The sequence below is a fragment of the Aestuariivivens sp. NBU2969 genome (assembly GCF_019931125.1).
GTDB classification, from domain to species: Bacteria; Bacteroidota; Bacteroidia; order Flavobacteriales; family Flavobacteriaceae; genus Aestuariivivens; species Aestuariivivens marinum.
The window spans coordinates 153,974-170,234 of record NZ_JAIOUU010000003.1 but is presented as its reverse complement, the minus strand read 5'-3'; the positions used below and the strand labels follow the sequence as shown (position 1 = coordinate 170,234).

At 34.2% G+C, this 16,261-nt stretch carries 14 protein-coding genes; all 14 read left to right on the top strand.

Annotation, left to right across the window (positions count from 1 at the left end):
- Positions 1 to 4 precede the first annotated feature (4 nt).
- The 14 genes from K7G79_RS03750 to K7G79_RS03685 all read left to right on the top strand — a co-directional run bounded on the left by K7G79_RS03750 (position 5) and on the right by K7G79_RS03685 (position 16,151).
- Positions 5 to 949, top strand: coding sequence for a DUF6625 family protein (locus K7G79_RS03750; RefSeq protein WP_223549286.1), 945 nt, complete (start codon positions 5 to 7; stop codon positions 947 to 949).
- Between the two features lie 6 nt (positions 950 to 955).
- Positions 956 to 1,984 carry an acyltransferase gene (locus K7G79_RS03745; RefSeq protein WP_223549285.1) on the top strand — a complete coding sequence of 343 codons (1,029 nt, stop codon included), beginning with the start codon at positions 956 to 958 and terminating at the stop codon, positions 1,982 to 1,984.
- A 10-nt stretch (positions 1,985 to 1,994) separates the two neighbouring features.
- Positions 1,995 to 3,128, top strand: coding sequence for a polysaccharide pyruvyl transferase family protein (locus K7G79_RS03740; protein ID WP_223549283.1), 1,134 nt, complete (start codon positions 1,995 to 1,997; stop codon positions 3,126 to 3,128).
- Positions 3,115 to 4,260 (top strand): glycosyltransferase family 4 protein, encoded by a 1,146-nt coding sequence (locus tag K7G79_RS03735; protein WP_223549281.1) that lies wholly within the window; start codon positions 3,115 to 3,117, stop codon positions 4,258 to 4,260. Before K7G79_RS03740 ends, K7G79_RS03735 begins: the two co-directional genes overlap by 14 nt.
- Positions 4,261 to 4,265: 5 nt before the next feature.
- Positions 4,266 to 5,402, top strand: coding sequence for a glycosyltransferase (locus K7G79_RS03730; RefSeq protein ID WP_223549279.1), 1,137 nt, complete (start codon positions 4,266 to 4,268; stop codon positions 5,400 to 5,402).
- A complete protein-coding gene (locus K7G79_RS03725) occupies positions 5,399 to 6,424 on the top strand; it encodes a glycosyltransferase family 4 protein (protein ID WP_223549277.1) in 1,026 nt (341 codons plus the stop codon). The genes K7G79_RS03730 and K7G79_RS03725 overlap by 4 nt, the downstream gene beginning before the upstream one ends.
- 20 nt (positions 6,425 to 6,444) lie before the next feature.
- Positions 6,445 to 7,638, top strand: a complete 1,194-nt coding sequence (locus K7G79_RS03720; protein ID WP_223549275.1) for a glycosyltransferase family 4 protein — start codon at positions 6,445 to 6,447, stop codon at positions 7,636 to 7,638.
- A 228-nt stretch (positions 7,639 to 7,866) separates the two neighbouring features.
- A complete protein-coding gene (locus K7G79_RS03715; protein WP_223549273.1) occupies positions 7,867 to 9,255 on the top strand; it encodes an asparagine synthase-related protein in 1,389 nt (462 codons plus the stop codon).
- Entirely contained in the window at positions 9,248 to 10,351 is a 1,104-nt protein-coding gene (locus K7G79_RS03710; RefSeq protein ID WP_223549271.1) for a glycosyltransferase, read from the top strand. Before K7G79_RS03715 ends, K7G79_RS03710 begins: the two co-directional genes overlap by 8 nt.
- A gap of 3 nt (positions 10,352 to 10,354) precedes the next feature.
- On the top strand, positions 10,355 to 11,791 hold the full coding sequence (locus K7G79_RS03705) for an MBOAT family protein (protein WP_223549269.1): 1,437 nt from the start codon (positions 10,355 to 10,357) through the stop codon (positions 11,789 to 11,791).
- Between the two features lie 3 nt (positions 11,792 to 11,794).
- Complete coding sequence (locus tag K7G79_RS03700) at positions 11,795 to 12,961, top strand: glycosyltransferase family 4 protein (protein WP_223549267.1); 1,167 nt, start codon at positions 11,795 to 11,797, stop codon at positions 12,959 to 12,961.
- A 6-nt stretch (positions 12,962 to 12,967) separates the two neighbouring features.
- Positions 12,968 to 13,702: a bifunctional 2-polyprenyl-6-hydroxyphenol methylase/3-demethylubiquinol 3-O-methyltransferase UbiG gene (locus K7G79_RS03695; RefSeq protein ID WP_223549265.1), complete on the top strand. Its 735-nt coding sequence runs from the start codon at positions 12,968 to 12,970 to the stop codon at positions 13,700 to 13,702.
- 2 nt (positions 13,703 to 13,704) lie between these two features.
- A complete protein-coding gene (locus tag K7G79_RS03690) occupies positions 13,705 to 15,036 on the top strand; it encodes a glycosyltransferase family 2 protein (protein WP_223549264.1) in 1,332 nt (443 codons plus the stop codon).
- Entirely contained in the window at positions 15,036 to 16,151 is a 1,116-nt protein-coding gene (locus K7G79_RS03685; protein ID WP_223549262.1) for a glycosyltransferase family 4 protein, read from the top strand. Before K7G79_RS03690 ends, K7G79_RS03685 begins: the two co-directional genes overlap by 1 nt.
- Positions 16,152 to 16,261: the final 110 nt, after the last annotated feature.

Here is a 16,261-nt window from a genome sequence, read left to right as displayed (position 1 = left end):
TTTATTGAAAGCACATAACATAGCATTTATTGTACCTTACTATGGCAAATGGCCAGTATGGTTTCCGGCATTTTTGGTGTCTTGCAAAAATAACTCTAGTATTACTTGGTTGTTTTTTTCTGATTGCGATATAACTATAGATAAACCAAATAATGTTATTTTTTACAAGTCCAGTTTAGGTGACTTAAAAAACTTGATTAGCATTACTGTAGGTTTTGAGGTTTCGTTGTTAAGTGCTTATAAAGTTTGTGAATTTCGTCCTGCTTTTGGAGACGTGTTTAGCAAGTATATAAAGGATTATGATTTTTGGGGTTTTTGTGATGTAGATATTATTTGGGGAGATATTAGAAAGTTTATTACGCCAAAGCTGCTAGCGGATTATGATATTCTTACCGCTTTACCTCAAAAAATAGCAGGACATTTTACCATTTTTAAAAACACGACTAAAAATAACCAATTGTATGCCTATAAAGAGACTTATAAAAAGTTATTTAAAGACACGGTATACAGACGTTTTGATGAATATGGATTTACAGGTGTTATTGCTGAGTTAGATAAAAATAACAAAGTAAACATTTGTTGGGAACCTTTGGTTTTAGATCAAGGCATTAAGGCCGTTAACCATCAAGAATATTTGTTGGATGTCTGGGAATATGATAATGGTAAAATATATACACTTAATAAAGGGAGTCGGGTAAAAGAGTATATGTACCTGCACTTTATAAACTGGAAGAAGTTTTTAAAGACATGCGAGTTTGAATATGCTGATGCACCTAAAAGGTTCTATATTTCTTATAATAAAATACATTTAAAGCCTCATACTTGGTTATCGCATGGTTTTAACAGGATAAAAAATATTTTTTATGGCTATACAGTTCGGTTATGGATATATTTAAACAAAAGAAAAATTAAAAGTTTACTTAGAAGAGTAAAAGGTAAATTATCCTAAAATATAATGTTTGGAATATTAAGGACTATATTAGCTATATATGTTGTGCTGTTGCATATCTTTAGTGTTCCAGTGTTGGGTAACTATGCTGTTTCTTTCTTTTTTTTATTGTCAGGGTTCTTAATGACTTATATAATGCATGAAACGTATGGCTATACATTAGGTGGCTATAAAGTATTTTGGCTAAACAGGATATTAAGGTTATATCCTATGTATTTACTGGTAATCGGTTTTACAGTGTTAGCCATCGTTCTTTTACCGAATAGTATTAGAAACCCTCAAATGTTTTTTCCTAAAACGTTTTGGGAATGGATTACCAATATTACCATGTTATATCCCAATGTTGTTCCACATCGTTTTGTGCCTAGATTAGCACCTACCTCTTGGGCTTTAACTAATGAGTTAGTTTTTTATTTTCTAATTTCTATGGGGATTTCTAAAACTTGGAAGCGAACATTTTTATGGTTTTTGTTAAGCGTTCTGTATTATGTAGGGACTTATGTTTATTATGATATAGCCACTTATAGATATAGTGCTATACCAGCAGCTTCTTTACCTTTTGCTTTAGGAGCCTGCTTATATTGGGTTGTAAAAAATAGAAAACCTTTTAGGGTATCATTATTCCCAATTTTTTCTGTTTTTATAATGTTTAATGTTAATGCTATATTAGGTCTTTATTTGCCTCCTTATTTAAGAGAAATGACAATATATAGTAATATGATTTTGGCTTTCATTTTAATTTATTTACTATTTAATTACAAACCAAAGGTGCCCCTAAAAAGTATAGATGATTTAATAGGAACATATAGTTATCCTCTCTATTTATCTCACTATTTAATTGCTTTAATTTATTCGGGTGTGGTTGGATTTGGTGTGATCAATAATAGCTTTAAAATGCAGTTAAAGGCTTTAGTTCCCTTTTTTGTAGTTTTATTTATTTTTAATTTCTGTCTTCTATTGTTTAATAAAAGAGTTGATATATTCAAGAGCGACTTAAAAAGTAAATATTTGAAGAAAATAAAATCACACAAATGATAGTTTTTCAATGCTTAGGTATCTAAAATATTATTTAAAGGAGTTAATGGCTGAGTTTAAAATGCTTAGTCAGGGAATTTCTTATGTGTTTACCGGTAAAAAGAGAGCCATTTATGTTGGGTGTTTAGGCATGGGAAATTTGGGAGATGAAGCTGTTTATATAGCAACAAAACATTTGTTAAAACAGAAATTGTTTTTATATAAAGTGCCCTATCAAAAACCATTTTCCGGTAAACTCTTTAGAAGATATTTCTTTAGACCTCCGGATTATATCATTTTGGGAGGAGGAACTCTGGTGCTTAAGAATGCTAAAGAGAGCTTCTTGAGAATAATACTAGGTTACAAAAATAAATACCCTAAAGCGAAGTTAGTTGTGTTTGGTACTGGAGTAGCTGATCCTATTTTGGCCAAGCAGAATGGCTTTCCCACGAACATTGAAGACTGGAGAACGTTTTTTGATTTATGTGAATTTGTTTCAGTTCGGGGAATACTTTCTAAGAAATTATTGGAAGATAAGTTTGAAGTAATTAAAAAACCAATTTTTATACTGCATGAACCGACAATTCAGTTTAGAAGAACAAAAATAATTGAGAAAAGTAAAAACAAGGTTATTGGGATAAATTTTTGTGATATAGTGGGAAGAATTTATGGGCAGGATCAAGAAGGTCTGGGCTTATTTTTTAAGAATTTAGTGATTGCATTACTAGATCAGGGGTGGACGGTTTATTTATATCCTACGGTCGTGTCCGATATCAAGTTTATGAAAAAGCAATTAGGAGAAGAACTTACTAGAAAAATACTTATTTATGATAACCATAAGGATTTAAAAAAATCATTAAAGTTCTTTGAGGAGATAGATGTCTTTATTGGTCAGAGATTACATTCTATAGTTTTTTCTACCATTACTTACACCCCTTTTTTTGCCATAGAATATGAATCAAAGATGAGCGATTTTCTATTAACTTTGGGATGTAAAGATAAAACCATGAGAACAGATCTGTTGGATTTAGGGTATTTGTTAAATAAAATCGATTCTCTTTATAAGAACATAGAAGAAGAGCAGAAGGTATTATTTGATTTTTGCTGGAAAGCTAGCCAGCAGCAATTAACGTTTACAGAAAACTTTTTAAATGACAGAGCTTAAGCCGATATCTATAGTATTGTTGCATCCCTTTTCGGCAAAAGCAATAGGCTTGGACTTTAATGTTCTATTGTATTCGCACAGTAAACCACATGTGAGGGCTATGCTAGAGTTGCAAAAAGCAGGATTTTCGGTTTCTGTAGATTATTTTCATACTAATTGGCTGCCACAAATAAAAAAAGTAGACGGCTTGAAGAAACGATTTTGGCCGCTCACCTATCCTCTTTTTTATGTTAAAAAAAGGTGGCGTAAAGAACAATCGTTATGGCACTTGTTGTTTAACTATTTTTTTCCTCCCGACCTTACCATTATCAATATGTCTGGGCATTTAAGCCCATATACGTTTAAATTAGCGAAAATCTTGCAAGGGAGGGATAAACCTTATATTGCTATGATTGGAGGTTTAAACATGTCTTTTGATGCCAAAAGCTTAAATTACTACAATAATGCACACCATATTATTGTGCATACCAAGACGCAAAAACAAATGATTTTAAGTCAAAAAGGGTTCCAGAATTTTGATGTTAGGATAATGCCCTTAGGGGTAGATACAGAAGTTTTTAAACCAAAAAAACAGTTAAGTGGGGATGTTGTAAAACTCCTCTTTGTTGGAAGACTAACACGTTTAAAGCAAATTGAATTATGTATTGAGTCACTTAATTATATAGTGGCTAACAGCAATATAAGAGCTTGTTTAAGAATTGTTGGACCTATAAGCGATAGTGCATATTATACCGAATTGACCGATTTGGTTCGCCAATTAAAACTAGATGATATAGTTACATTTGAAGGCGCGATTCCCCATGATGATTTATTACCTGTCTATCAAGAATCTTCATTATTGTTGTTGCCCAGTACACATGAATCTTTTGGAATGGTTATAACTGAATCCATGGCCTGTGCTACGCCTGTTGTTGCTTTATACGGCTCAGGTGGACCAGAAGAAATAATTACTAATGGAGTGGATGGTGTTTTGTGCAATCCATCAAATTACCCGATTGAAATACTAAATCTCGTTAATAATAGACAAGGATTAGCTGTTATGTCAAAAAATGCCAGAAAGACTGTAGAAAACAACTACAGCAGTTATATAACCAATAAGGTTTTAAGGGATAGTGTTGAATCTGTACTATAGGCCATATGAAACCAAATTATAAAGTAATAATTTATACCTCACAAGAATTTAACCATGCTTCCTATATACAGACGGGATTGTTTGAATTACAGCAAAAAGGATTGGTTCGTGTTAAGGTAAAGTTGGATATTAAAAAAAAGCTTGGCCGTACCATAGTTTCTAATAAAGGTGCAGTCACAAGAACACTACATCCCCACCCGAAAACGTCATTCTATAAACTAATAGATAACAACACAAAACGGCACATTGTGTTTGCTGTGGATTTATATGATTTGGCCGATCAGTTTTCTACTCATGCATTAGAAACATGTGATGTTGTCTTTAAACGAAATTACGAAACCAAGTATGTTTCCTCCTTACCAAGCAACTATAAGAAAAAAATGTACAAATTAGGTTTAACATTTGGTGTAAGATCTAATTTTTGCCAACAGTTATTTACCATTTTTATAGGTGGTCTTTTGGGTAGCATGCATGCCAATCTAAAATTTGACAGGTTTTTAGTTCATCGATTATTAAGGGTTTATAAAGTACAAATACGTGAATGGAAATTTGTAAGGCGATCTAGAAGCATTACAAGTTTTGAGCAATTTGAACGTTCAAATACAAATGCTGTACTTTTTCAAACCCGTTGCTTTCCTCATGAAAACTATGATGACACAAAAGACATACACAAGCAACGTTATGACATAATAAGGATATTAAAGAAAGAGTTTCCCAATAGTTTTAAAGGCGGCTTTGTCCCTTCAAGAATTTCACTGGAAAAATATGGAGATGCTGTTACGACTGTGCCAACACGTCCAGACCTGTATTTGGACGCAGTAAAAGAAGCTAAAATAGTAATTTACACTCGAGGTTTGGCAAATTCTCCAGCTTGGAAAATGGCCGAATATCTATCGCAGGGAAAAGTAATAATTGCCGAGTATCTTACAGCCGAATTACCTATTCCCTTAGAGCATGGAAAGCACTTATTATATTTTAATGATTATGAAGAAATGACAAATAATATCCACTGGGTTTTAAACGATGTCGAATTAATGGAGAGGTTATCTAAAAATGCAAGAGGATATTTTGAAAAGTATGTTCACCCGGTGGCGAATGTTGAACGTATTTTGAATATATTGAGCATAAAATTATCCCAATGAAAAGGTTACTTGTCCATCACCGTTCACAGCATCATGCTTCTATTTCAGGATATGATAGGCTAGTTGGCTATATTGATGGACAGTTGATTTCTGGACAACAATTCATTTTGCCTTATCGGATGGCAAAATTTATTGCGCAAAGCCACAACCAAAACAAAGGAATTTATAATTCTTCCAGTGTTTATAAAGATATTCATTTGTTTAAGGCGTTGTTTCCTTTTTTTAATAATGATGATGTGATTCATTATTTACACGGTGAAAGAGATATAAGATCTATTTTTAAAATGAAGTTTTTATTAAAACAGTCTGTTGTTTGTGCCACATTCCATAAGCCTCCAGAAATTTTGAAAACCCAAATACCCAATCCCAAAGTATTAAAAAAATTAAATGGTGCTATTGCCGTGGGGCAGAATCAGGTCGATTTTTTAAAGGAATGGTTGGGGCTTAAAACCGTTGAATATATTCCGCACGGTGTAGATGTTAACTTTTTTAAACCGGGTGGAATAGAAAAAAGAAATAATAGATTATTATTTGTTGGTCAGCACCTTCGTGATTTTGAAGCATTAAATTTCTGTGCTCCAGTACTTACAAATAAGATTAAAGACTTAAAGATAGACGTGGTTTTAAGGAAGGATTTTTATGATAAGGTAAATGAACATGAGGTTATTACGATGCATTCTAATATTGATGATGCAAAGTTAAAAGGCCTTTATCAAAAAGCCGATCTCCTCTTTTTGCCTTTGTTAGATGTAACAGCCTGCAACAGTATTTTAGAAGCTATGGCTTGCGGATTGCCTATAATAACCACAAATGTAGGTGGAAATACGGATTATCTTGCCAATACCGAAAATGTCATGGTGTCAAAGAATAACCATGAACAATTAATTGAACAAACAACAATGCTTTTAAAAGATGAAGAGATGCTTTTAAAAATGGGTAAATCTTCAAGAGAAAAAGCATTGGAATATTCTTGGGAATCCATTGGTAAAAGGGTACTTAATTATTATAAAAAGTTATGTTAGAGCAGTTAAGTAAGAGGCCAATGAAGATTGCCATTTATTCGGGAGCAATACCTAGTACCACGTTTATAGAAAATGTAATCGTTGCATTAGCTAAAGCCCATGTAAAAGTATATTTGTTTGGCAAAACATATCGCCGAATGTCTTATCCAAGTTCGGTTTTTATATATGGTACTCCTAAAAACCAGTATTACAATATTCTTGTTACTTGTTTCCGTTCACTGTTATTATTTTTAAGATTTCCAAAGCGATTCTTTATTCTGATCAATAAGATATCGACATATCATTCACTTAAGACTAAATGGGGTTGGTGGAGTCGGTACGTTCCCGTTTTGTTGCATATGCCTAATGTGTTTCATATACAATGGGCAAAAGATATAGAGCATTGGATTTTTCTAAAGGAGCATTTTAATTGTAAAATAGTCCTTAGTCTGCTTGGTTCGCATATTAATTATTCGCCGATAGCCGATTTAAGTCTGGCGGCAAGCTATCGTAAACATTTTTCTAAGGTGGATGCCTTTCAAGGCGTGTCCCATGCCATTAATCAAGAAGCCCAAAAATACGGGGCTTCAGCGGAAAAGCTATATCGTATTCATTCCACAATTAGTCCGCATTTATTCGATACGTTCAAAAAGAAACAAGCTAATAAAAGCACATTCTTAAAGATTGTTTCAGTAGGAAGGCACCATTGGGTAAAAGGGTACGAGTATGCTTTGAAAACCATGGCCTTGTTAAAAGAAAACGAAGTGGCATTTCAATATGATATTATTGCACAAGGCTTAGTGCCTGAATCGTTATTGTTTTTACAAAATATACTTGAATTAAATGATTGTGTGCATTTTAAAAAGGGTATTGGACAAGATGATTTGTTTTTAGTCTTACAAGATTACGATGTGCTATTATTACCTAGTTTAAGTGAGGGCATCGCCAATGTGGTTTTGGAGGCTATGGCTATTGGGTTACCTGTTATTTCCACTGATTGTGGGGGTATGGCCGAGGTTGTTATTCACAATGAAACGGGGTGGTTAGTACCTGTTCGTGATCCAGAGGCAATGGCAAAGACTATAGAGGGTATGATGAAAACACCTGAACCCGAATTGCAGCGTATTACTTTTAATGCGCATGAATTTGTAAAACACCACTTTGATGCTGAAGACTCGATTGCCCAGTTCTTGACCTTGTATGAGAACGTCATGCTGAGCGAAGATGGAATCTGAGCGTAAGCATCTTTTTAATGGGAGTTGTATTGAACAGATTGTTACGTCGTCCCAATGGTTGTTGTGACTCCTCACAATGAACGTTTAGGATTAGGCAGATTGTTACGGCACTAGCGTACATTTTGACAAGCCCAATGTAGTACCTTACAATGATGTTTGAATTTAACAGTTAGTAGTGCGTATTGTTGCTTGGCAATGTTATTAAATTGTATATTGCATTAGTATTACATGAGAACAATAACCACCCCAATAATCCCAACCCACCAAACCTTTGCTAAGGTTAATGCTCCTCATGAATTGCATTTAGAAGCTATTTGCGTTTTTGCGGCCATAGGCTTTTTTTTGGATAGGGATACTTATTGGAAAGATCAGGCGGTTTTATCTCCCGCATCGCAACATACCTTGGATGGTGATGGTTATTTGATAGATTCCGAACCATGGTTTAAGTGGCATAATACGCCACAGGCCATATCCTTTAATGATACTCTGGATGCCTTTTCTGAATTATTTGAAACCATTGTTAAGGAACAAACAAATGGCAAGCAAGTTATACTTCCCCTTTCGGGTGGACTGGACAGCAGAACTCAAGCGGTGGCCCTTAAACAATTAGATGCTGATGTTTTTAGTTATAGTTATGCGTTTGAGAATGGCTATCCCGAAACAAAAATAGCCCAACTAATCGCTAATACCTGCGGTTTTGAATTTGAGGATTATGTCATTCCGAAGGGTTATTTATGGTCAGTTATAGATGATTTGACCAACATTAATAATTGTTATTCCGATTTTACGAGTCCGCGGCAAATGGCCGTTATAAATAACCTACAAGGCAAAGGGGACGTGCTTTCCTTAGGACATTGGGGTGATGTGCTGTTTGATTCCATGAATCTACCCCAACTGTCTTTTGAAGAAACTGTAGAAGTACTGCCGAAAAAACTTATTAAACGAGGAGGACTCGAATTTGCTCAGGCCTTATGGCAGTATTGGGGTTTACAAGGTAACTTTATGGATTATTTTCGATCTAGAATTTCAGGGCTGTTATCCAAAATTGATATTGAAGATACCAATGCGAAATTACGGGCGTTTAAGAGTCTGTATTGGGCGCCACGATGGACTTCCGTGAGTTTATCAACGTTTAAACGTATTGCTCCCATAAGTTTGCCCTATTACGATAATAGGCTATGTGAATTTATATGTACCCTGCCAGAATATTATTTAACAGGGCGCCAACTGCAAATAGCTTACATAAAACGTTATGCGCCGGCATTAGCTAAAATTACGTTGCAGGACCATCGCCCCTTCCATTTATATAATTACCATTTTGATAAAGTGCCTTATAATTTGCCCTATCGTTTCCTTAAAAAAATGCAACGGGTTATTTCATCGATTAAGGGATTACCTTATGTGCAACGGAATTGGGAACTTCAATTTTTAGGGCGCTCTAACCAAGAAGAGTTATTAAAACGTATAAACGATCGTGATTTTAATGATTTTATTCCAAAGGAGTTGGTAACAACTTATAACAATGAATTTTTTAATAAAGACACCTTACAATATGCACACCCTATGAATATGCTTTTGGTATTATCCCAATTTTATAAAACCCAGGTTCATGGCTAAGCGTATTAAGATATTATTTACCATCCCTAATTTTGATACTGCCGGCAGTGGTAAAGTCGTGTATGATTTGGTAAAAGGTTTGGATAAAACAATCTTTGTGCCTGAAATATGTTGCTTTCATGATAAAGGGGAGTTTTTTAATGAGGTTGCCGCTTTAGGGATTAAAATCCATATTTTTAGATTTGCCCAACCATACAGGCCTTTTTTAAGTTTACCGTTTCGAATATTAAAGATTTTTCGGTTTTTTAGGAAACATCAATTCGATATCATTCATTCCTGGCATTGGAGTTCAGATATTACCGAGCCTTTAGCTGCAAAATTAGCGGGAATCCCCTTTATATATACCAAGAAAGCTATGGGTTGGGGCAATAAAGCATGGCAATGGCGTACCCAGTTGAGTACTCAAGTGATTGCCATTAATACCGATATGGTAAATACCTTTTTAAAGCCCTTTAATTATAAAGTTGTTTATATGCCCTTGGGAGTCGATATCAATTATTTTAAACCTCAGCCTCCTTCCGAAACTTTGAAATCAACTTTAAATATCAAAGACTCAGATTTTGTAATTGTATCTGTTGCTAATCTAGTGCCAGTAAAGGGCATTGAGGTCCTGTTGGAAGCTGTAAATTTATTAAATGACGAATCGATAAAAGTATTGATTATTGGAGATTACCATAACACTTACGGTCATGACTTGAAGCATAAATATAAAGGCAGTAATGTTCAATTTCTAGGGAGGCACCAGGATGTACGTTCTTATTTGGCTTTGGCCAGTATTTTTGTGATTCCTACCTTAGATATAGGCAGAAAAGAGGGTTTGCCCATTGCCCCAATGGAAGCCATGGCTATGGAGAAAATAGTTATAGGTTCTAAAATTTCGGGTATTGTTGATATTTTAAAACCATTTGATTTTTGTTTATTTGAAGCTGGTAATGTTACCTCTTTAATAAAAATTATTAATAAGGTTATAGATATGACCAGTAATGAAAGAGAGTCTTTGGAAGAAACTATGCGTATTTCTGCAGTTCAATATTTTAACATTAACCAATGTGTTTTAAATCATCAAACACTTTATACAAAGTTATTAAAGCTATAGATTATGCTCTTTAATTCTTTAGATTTTGCTCTTTTTTTACCTATTGTTTTTTTACTCTATTGGTTTGTTTTTAGACGACATTTAATATTACAGAATGCTTTTATTGTAATTGCAAGCTACCTGTTTTACGGCTGGTGGGATTGGCGATTTTTAGGACTTATAATCTTTAGCACTATTGTAGATTTTTTCGTAGGGTTTTTTATGGCAAAACAGTTCGATGCTAATACCAGAAAAATTCTACTATTGACTAGCATTATTGTAAATATTGGTTTACTAGGTTTTTTTAAGTATTACAATTTTTTTATTTCAAATTTTGTAGAGGCTTTTTCACTTTTTGGAACAAAAATCGAAGCGAACAGTTTAAATATAATTTTACCAGTAGGAATTAGTTTTTACACCTTTCAAACCTTAAGTTATAGCATAGATATTTATAAAGGTAAGTTAAAGCCCACTCAAAATCTCATTGCTTTTGCTGCTTTTGTTAGTTTCTTTCCCCAGTTGGTCGCTGGACCCATAGAACGTGCCAAGAACTTATTACCCCAATTTTATAAAAAACGAAATTTTGTCTATAATCAGGCTGTTAATGGACTTCGACAAATTTTATGGGGCTTATTTAAAAAAGTAGTTATAGCGGATAACTGTGCTCAGTTTGTTAATTTGATTTTTGACAATTATACTAATTATTCAGCAAGCACTTTGTTGCTAGGTGCCGTGTTTTTTGCGTTTCAAATCTATGGTGATTTTTCAGGTTATTCGGATATAGCCATTGGTACCGCTAGATTGTTTGGATTTGACTTAAAACAAAATTTCGCTTTCCCTTATTTTTCAAGAGATATAGCCGAGTTTTGGCGTAGGTGGCACATTTCGTTGTCCACTTGGTTTCGTGATTATATTTACATTCCATTAGGCGGTTCAAGAGGTTCTAAACTACAACAAGTTAGAAACGTATTCATTGTTTTTTTGATCAGTGCTTTTTGGCATGGTGCCAACTGGACTTTTATTGCATGGGGTGCATTACATGCATTTTACTTTGTTCCTCTTTTAATAATGAAAAAAAACAGGGCCCACCTTTCTATAGTTGCTCAAAACAAGAGAATGCCTAAGATTAAAGATATTATATTGATGTTGTTGACTTTTGTATTGACTACATTAGCTTGGGTGTTTTTTAGGGCAGAAACCTTGTCGCAAGGCTTTGATTATATGGTTGGTTTATACAATGATTCTTTATTTACTATACCCCAAGTAAGACCTACTTACTTAATTATATTTATAGCTGTATTCCTGATTATTGAATGGTGTGGCAGACACAGTTTATTTGCAATAGAACATTTATGGCTAAAATATCCTAGAATAGTTAGATGGACATTATACTATATTATAGCTATAAGTATTTTTTTATATGGTGGTAAAGAACAGGAATTTATTTATTTTCAATTTTAATATATGAGAATAGGAATTGTACTTGCAAAAACACCACAATATTCTGAAACCTTTTTTATATCAAAAATAAAGGGGCTTCAAACAAATGGTTTTGATATAACTCTATTTGTACAAGACAAACACCCTGATTTTTCTTTATGCCAAGTAAGAATAGCTCCAAAATTCTATAAACAAAAACTGTTTAAACAATTATTAGTATCCGTTTGTTTCCTCTTTAAATTCCTAGTTTATTATAAGCGGTTTAGGCGTTTTATACAATTGGAACAACGGGCTGGACGACTACTGATACAAAGCCTAAAAAACGCCTATAATAATGTCCATATTTTAACCGCTAAACTCGACTGGTTGCATTTTGGTTTTGCTACCATAGCCATACAGAGTGAACATGTAGCAAAAGCCATAGGAGCTAATATGACCGTTAGTTTTAGGGGGTTTGACCTTGATGTTTATCCTTTAAAACATCCAGGATGTTATAATTTACTATGGCAACGGGTGGATAAAGTGCATAGTATTTCTATGTATTTATTACAAAAGGCATATGCCCTTGGTTTACCTAAGAATATACCACATCAAATCATAACTCCGGCAGTAGATTTATCACTTTTTAAAGAAGAGCCATTTGTGAAAAATAATCCCGTTCGGTTTGTAACCGTGGCACGTTTGCACTGGATTAAAGGATTACAGGCTACTTTGGAAGCTTTGGCCTTGTTAAAAGCTAAAGGAATGGATTTTAAATATCATATTATAGGAGATGGACCAAAATATGAAACCTTAATGTTTACCATTCATCAATTGGGATTATCCCAATACGTAGCACTTGTTGGAAAATTAGCCCATAAAGAGACTTTAAAGGAACTGGCACAAGCCGATATCTATATTCAATACAGTTACTCTGAAGGTTTTTGTAACGCTGTTTTAGAATCGCAGGCCATGGGCCTACTATGTGTGGTTTCAGATGGAGGTGGTTTGCCTGAAAATGTATTGCATGAGAAAACTGGATGGGTGGTTGAAAAAGGCAAACCAAAAAAGTTAGCTAAAACCTTATTGGATATAATAAATTTGTCAGAAGCTCCAAAAAACAAGATTAGAAATCAAGCTAGAACAAGAGTCATTGAAGCGTTTGGTTTAGAAAAACAAAAAATGGAGTTTTGTAACTTTTTTACAACCTAATTAATAATGAACTATAGAAAACTCATTTCAAACCCAAAGCCCTATTTACAAAAACTTTTAAGTAAAATTATAAACGGTTTAAGAGTCTGTTTTTATAAAGGAAATGTGGTAGTTTGTGAAATATGTGGTTGGCAAGGGCAACATTTTTTTAAGGGAAAGTGCCCTAAATGTAATTCCTTACCACGTACACGCCTTGTTCCTTTTGCCTTAAAGTACTTTGGTTTGTTAAGTGAGGCTAAAAAAATATTGCATGTAGCTCCAAATTTAAATGAATACCACTGTTTAAAAAGCCTTATTTCAAAAGAGGCGCAATATGATAGATTAAATAATAGGGCTGTTAAGCATATTAACATTGTTGAAGATTTAACAAAGTTGACATTACCTAATGATCATTATGATTTGGTTATTGCTTGGCATGTATTAGAGCACATCCCAAATGATTTGAAAGCAATTTCAAATGTGTATAGTATATTAAAATCTGGAGGTAGGTTTTTGGTCAGTGTTCCTATTTATCCTATTGATAATGAAACGACCTTTGAAGATGAAACATTGCCTTATTATGATTATGAGAAAATACATGGACATGATGACCATTGTAGAAGTTGTGGTTTAGACTACTTCAAAAGATTTGAAGCTATTGGTTTTAAAACTAAAACTTTAAAGGTTAAAGATTTAAAATTAGATTTAATTAATACATATGGATTAAGTAATCACCATCTGGTTTGGTGTTTTACAAAATAGAGATGCTTTTTAAATTATTAACATACTTACAGCCGACACATTATTTTGGATTGCCTAGACAAAATGGTAGCTTTGTGTTTCCAGATGTCTCAACGTTACCTCCTGGTGATTTAAATTATGCTTTAATAGATAAAGACTATTGCTCTGAAATAGCTAAAAATTATGATGTTTCTTGGCAGCTTATACAAAAAGGCTATATAGGCCAAGAACAAACCATAAACACTATTGAAGCTATCCCTATACAAGATCAATATCGCTTTATTCGAAAATATTTCCATACAGCATGGGTGGCTTATGTGTTGGCTCTACGGTTACTAAGTTTTAATAACCCTTTTAGGGAGTTACAAGCCTACTATTCCAGCCGATATATCAAGCGAAGTAGGTATTTAGAAACCCCTATTCCTTATCCTAATTGGAATGGTTTTCAATCTAAACTACTGGAAAGCAAGCCTAAAATTAGTATTATTATTCCCACCTTAAACCGATACAATTACCTCCAAGATGTTTTAATTGATTTAGAGCATCAGGACTATAATGATTTTGAAGTTATTGTTGTAGATCAATCTGAACCATACGAGGCTTCTTTTTATAGCTCTTTTAAATTAGATATGAGGGTTTATCGTCAAAAGGAAAAGGCCTTGTGGTTGGCCCGTAACACAGCCGTTAAAGAAGCTCAGGGCGATTATTTACTGTTTTTTGATGATGATAGCCGTGTTAAATATAACTGGATTAGTATGCACCTGAAATGTCTGGACTTTTTTAAAGCCGATGTGTCTTCTGGGGTTTCTATTTCAAAAATTGGCGATAAGGTTCCTAAAAATTATTCGTTTTTTAGAATAAGTGACCAGCTGGATACGGGTAATGCTTTGGTAAAAAGAGCGGTTTTTGAACAGGTTGGTTTGTTTGACCGTCAGTTTGAAAAACAGCGCATGGGGGATGGTGAGTTTGGGTTACGCGTGTTTTTGCATGGCTTTTTAAATGTGTCGAATCCTTATGCCAAACGATTGCATTTAAAAGTGGGTTCTGGTGGGTTGCGCGATATGGGCAGTTGGGATGCTTTTAGAACCAAAACATGGAACGCCCCACGCCCCATACCCAGTGTGCTTTATTTTTTTAGAAGGTATTTTGGAAACCAAAGAGCTAAACTAGCTCTTTTAAGGCTGGTGCCCCTTTCTATAATGCCTTATCGCTTTAAAAAGAATAAACCCCTATTGGTATTGGGTGCTTTGATATCGATGGTACTTTTACCTTTGGTATTGTTTCAGGTTATAAAATCTTGGCGTTTATCTACTTGTAAATTAAAACAAGGCCCATTAATTGATACTTTAAAGTAATGATAAAACCTAAGCATATCCTTATTGTGAGTTCTGAATTTCCCCCACAACCTGGGGGTATAGGCAATCATGCCTATAATTTGGGAATGCAGTTAAGTAAACATGGATATGGAATTACCGTAATAAGTGATTCCAGATCGGTTTCTGGTGAACTGGAAGCTACGTTTGATGCTGCATTGCCCTTTAAAGTGATTCGCATTTCAGTATCGTTTATTCGATCCTTTATGTATGTAAAACGCCTGTATTTTTTATGGCGCCATATAAGACATAACGAGTTGGTTATTGCATCTGGAAAGTTTTCGTTGTGGAGTGTGGGGCTGTTTAGCTTGTTTTTTAATAAAAGATATTTGGCCATCATTCATGGGTCTGAGGTTAATTTGAAGTCAGTTATTTTTAGGAAATTAACGGCAATGGCCCTGCGACGTTTTCAACGTATCATTGCCGTTTCAAATTATACCAAAGGTTTGGTGGAGCAATTTAAACGGGATTGTATTAAGGTCATTCCTAACGGGTTTGATGCCTCTAAATGGACAGATGAACCATTAGACAAAAGTTTACACTTAAAAGGAAGTCCTAAACTTATTACTGTTGGTCGTATTTCTGAACGCAAAGGCCAGATAAACGTTATAAGGCACTTGCCTGAATTACTTAAGCTGTTTCCGGAAGTTCATTACCATTGCGTGGGCATTGCTAATTCTATGGATGCTTGTTTAAAAACGGTTAAAGCGTTGGGCCTTGAAGATTATGTTACGTTTCATGGTGAAGTACCACACCAAGAGTTGAAACAGCTCTTAAAAGCTTCTGATATTTTTGTTATGTTAAATAGCGAGACTAAATCTGGTGATGTCGAAGGTTTTGGTATTGCTGTAATTGAAGCCAATGCACTGGGAATTCCTGCTATTGGCGCAAGGGGAAGTGGAGTAGAAATGGCTATTTTAGAAGGTAAATCTGGAATTCTAATTAATGGAATGGATACCGATGCGTTTATTAGTGCTATTTCTAATATCATGCACAACAAATCAAAGTTTAGGGAAGCGTCTGTTTTATGGGCTGAGCAACATCGTTGGGATAAGGTTGTTAAGCTTTATATTGATACTATTAATGCGTATCCTTAACTATTTTTTGGCTAAATTTAATTTTAATCCTCTGTCTAAATACTATCGAATTTATTGTCATTCAGAACGAGCACAGCGAAGTGAAGAATCTATTCTAAGAGGGATGCTTC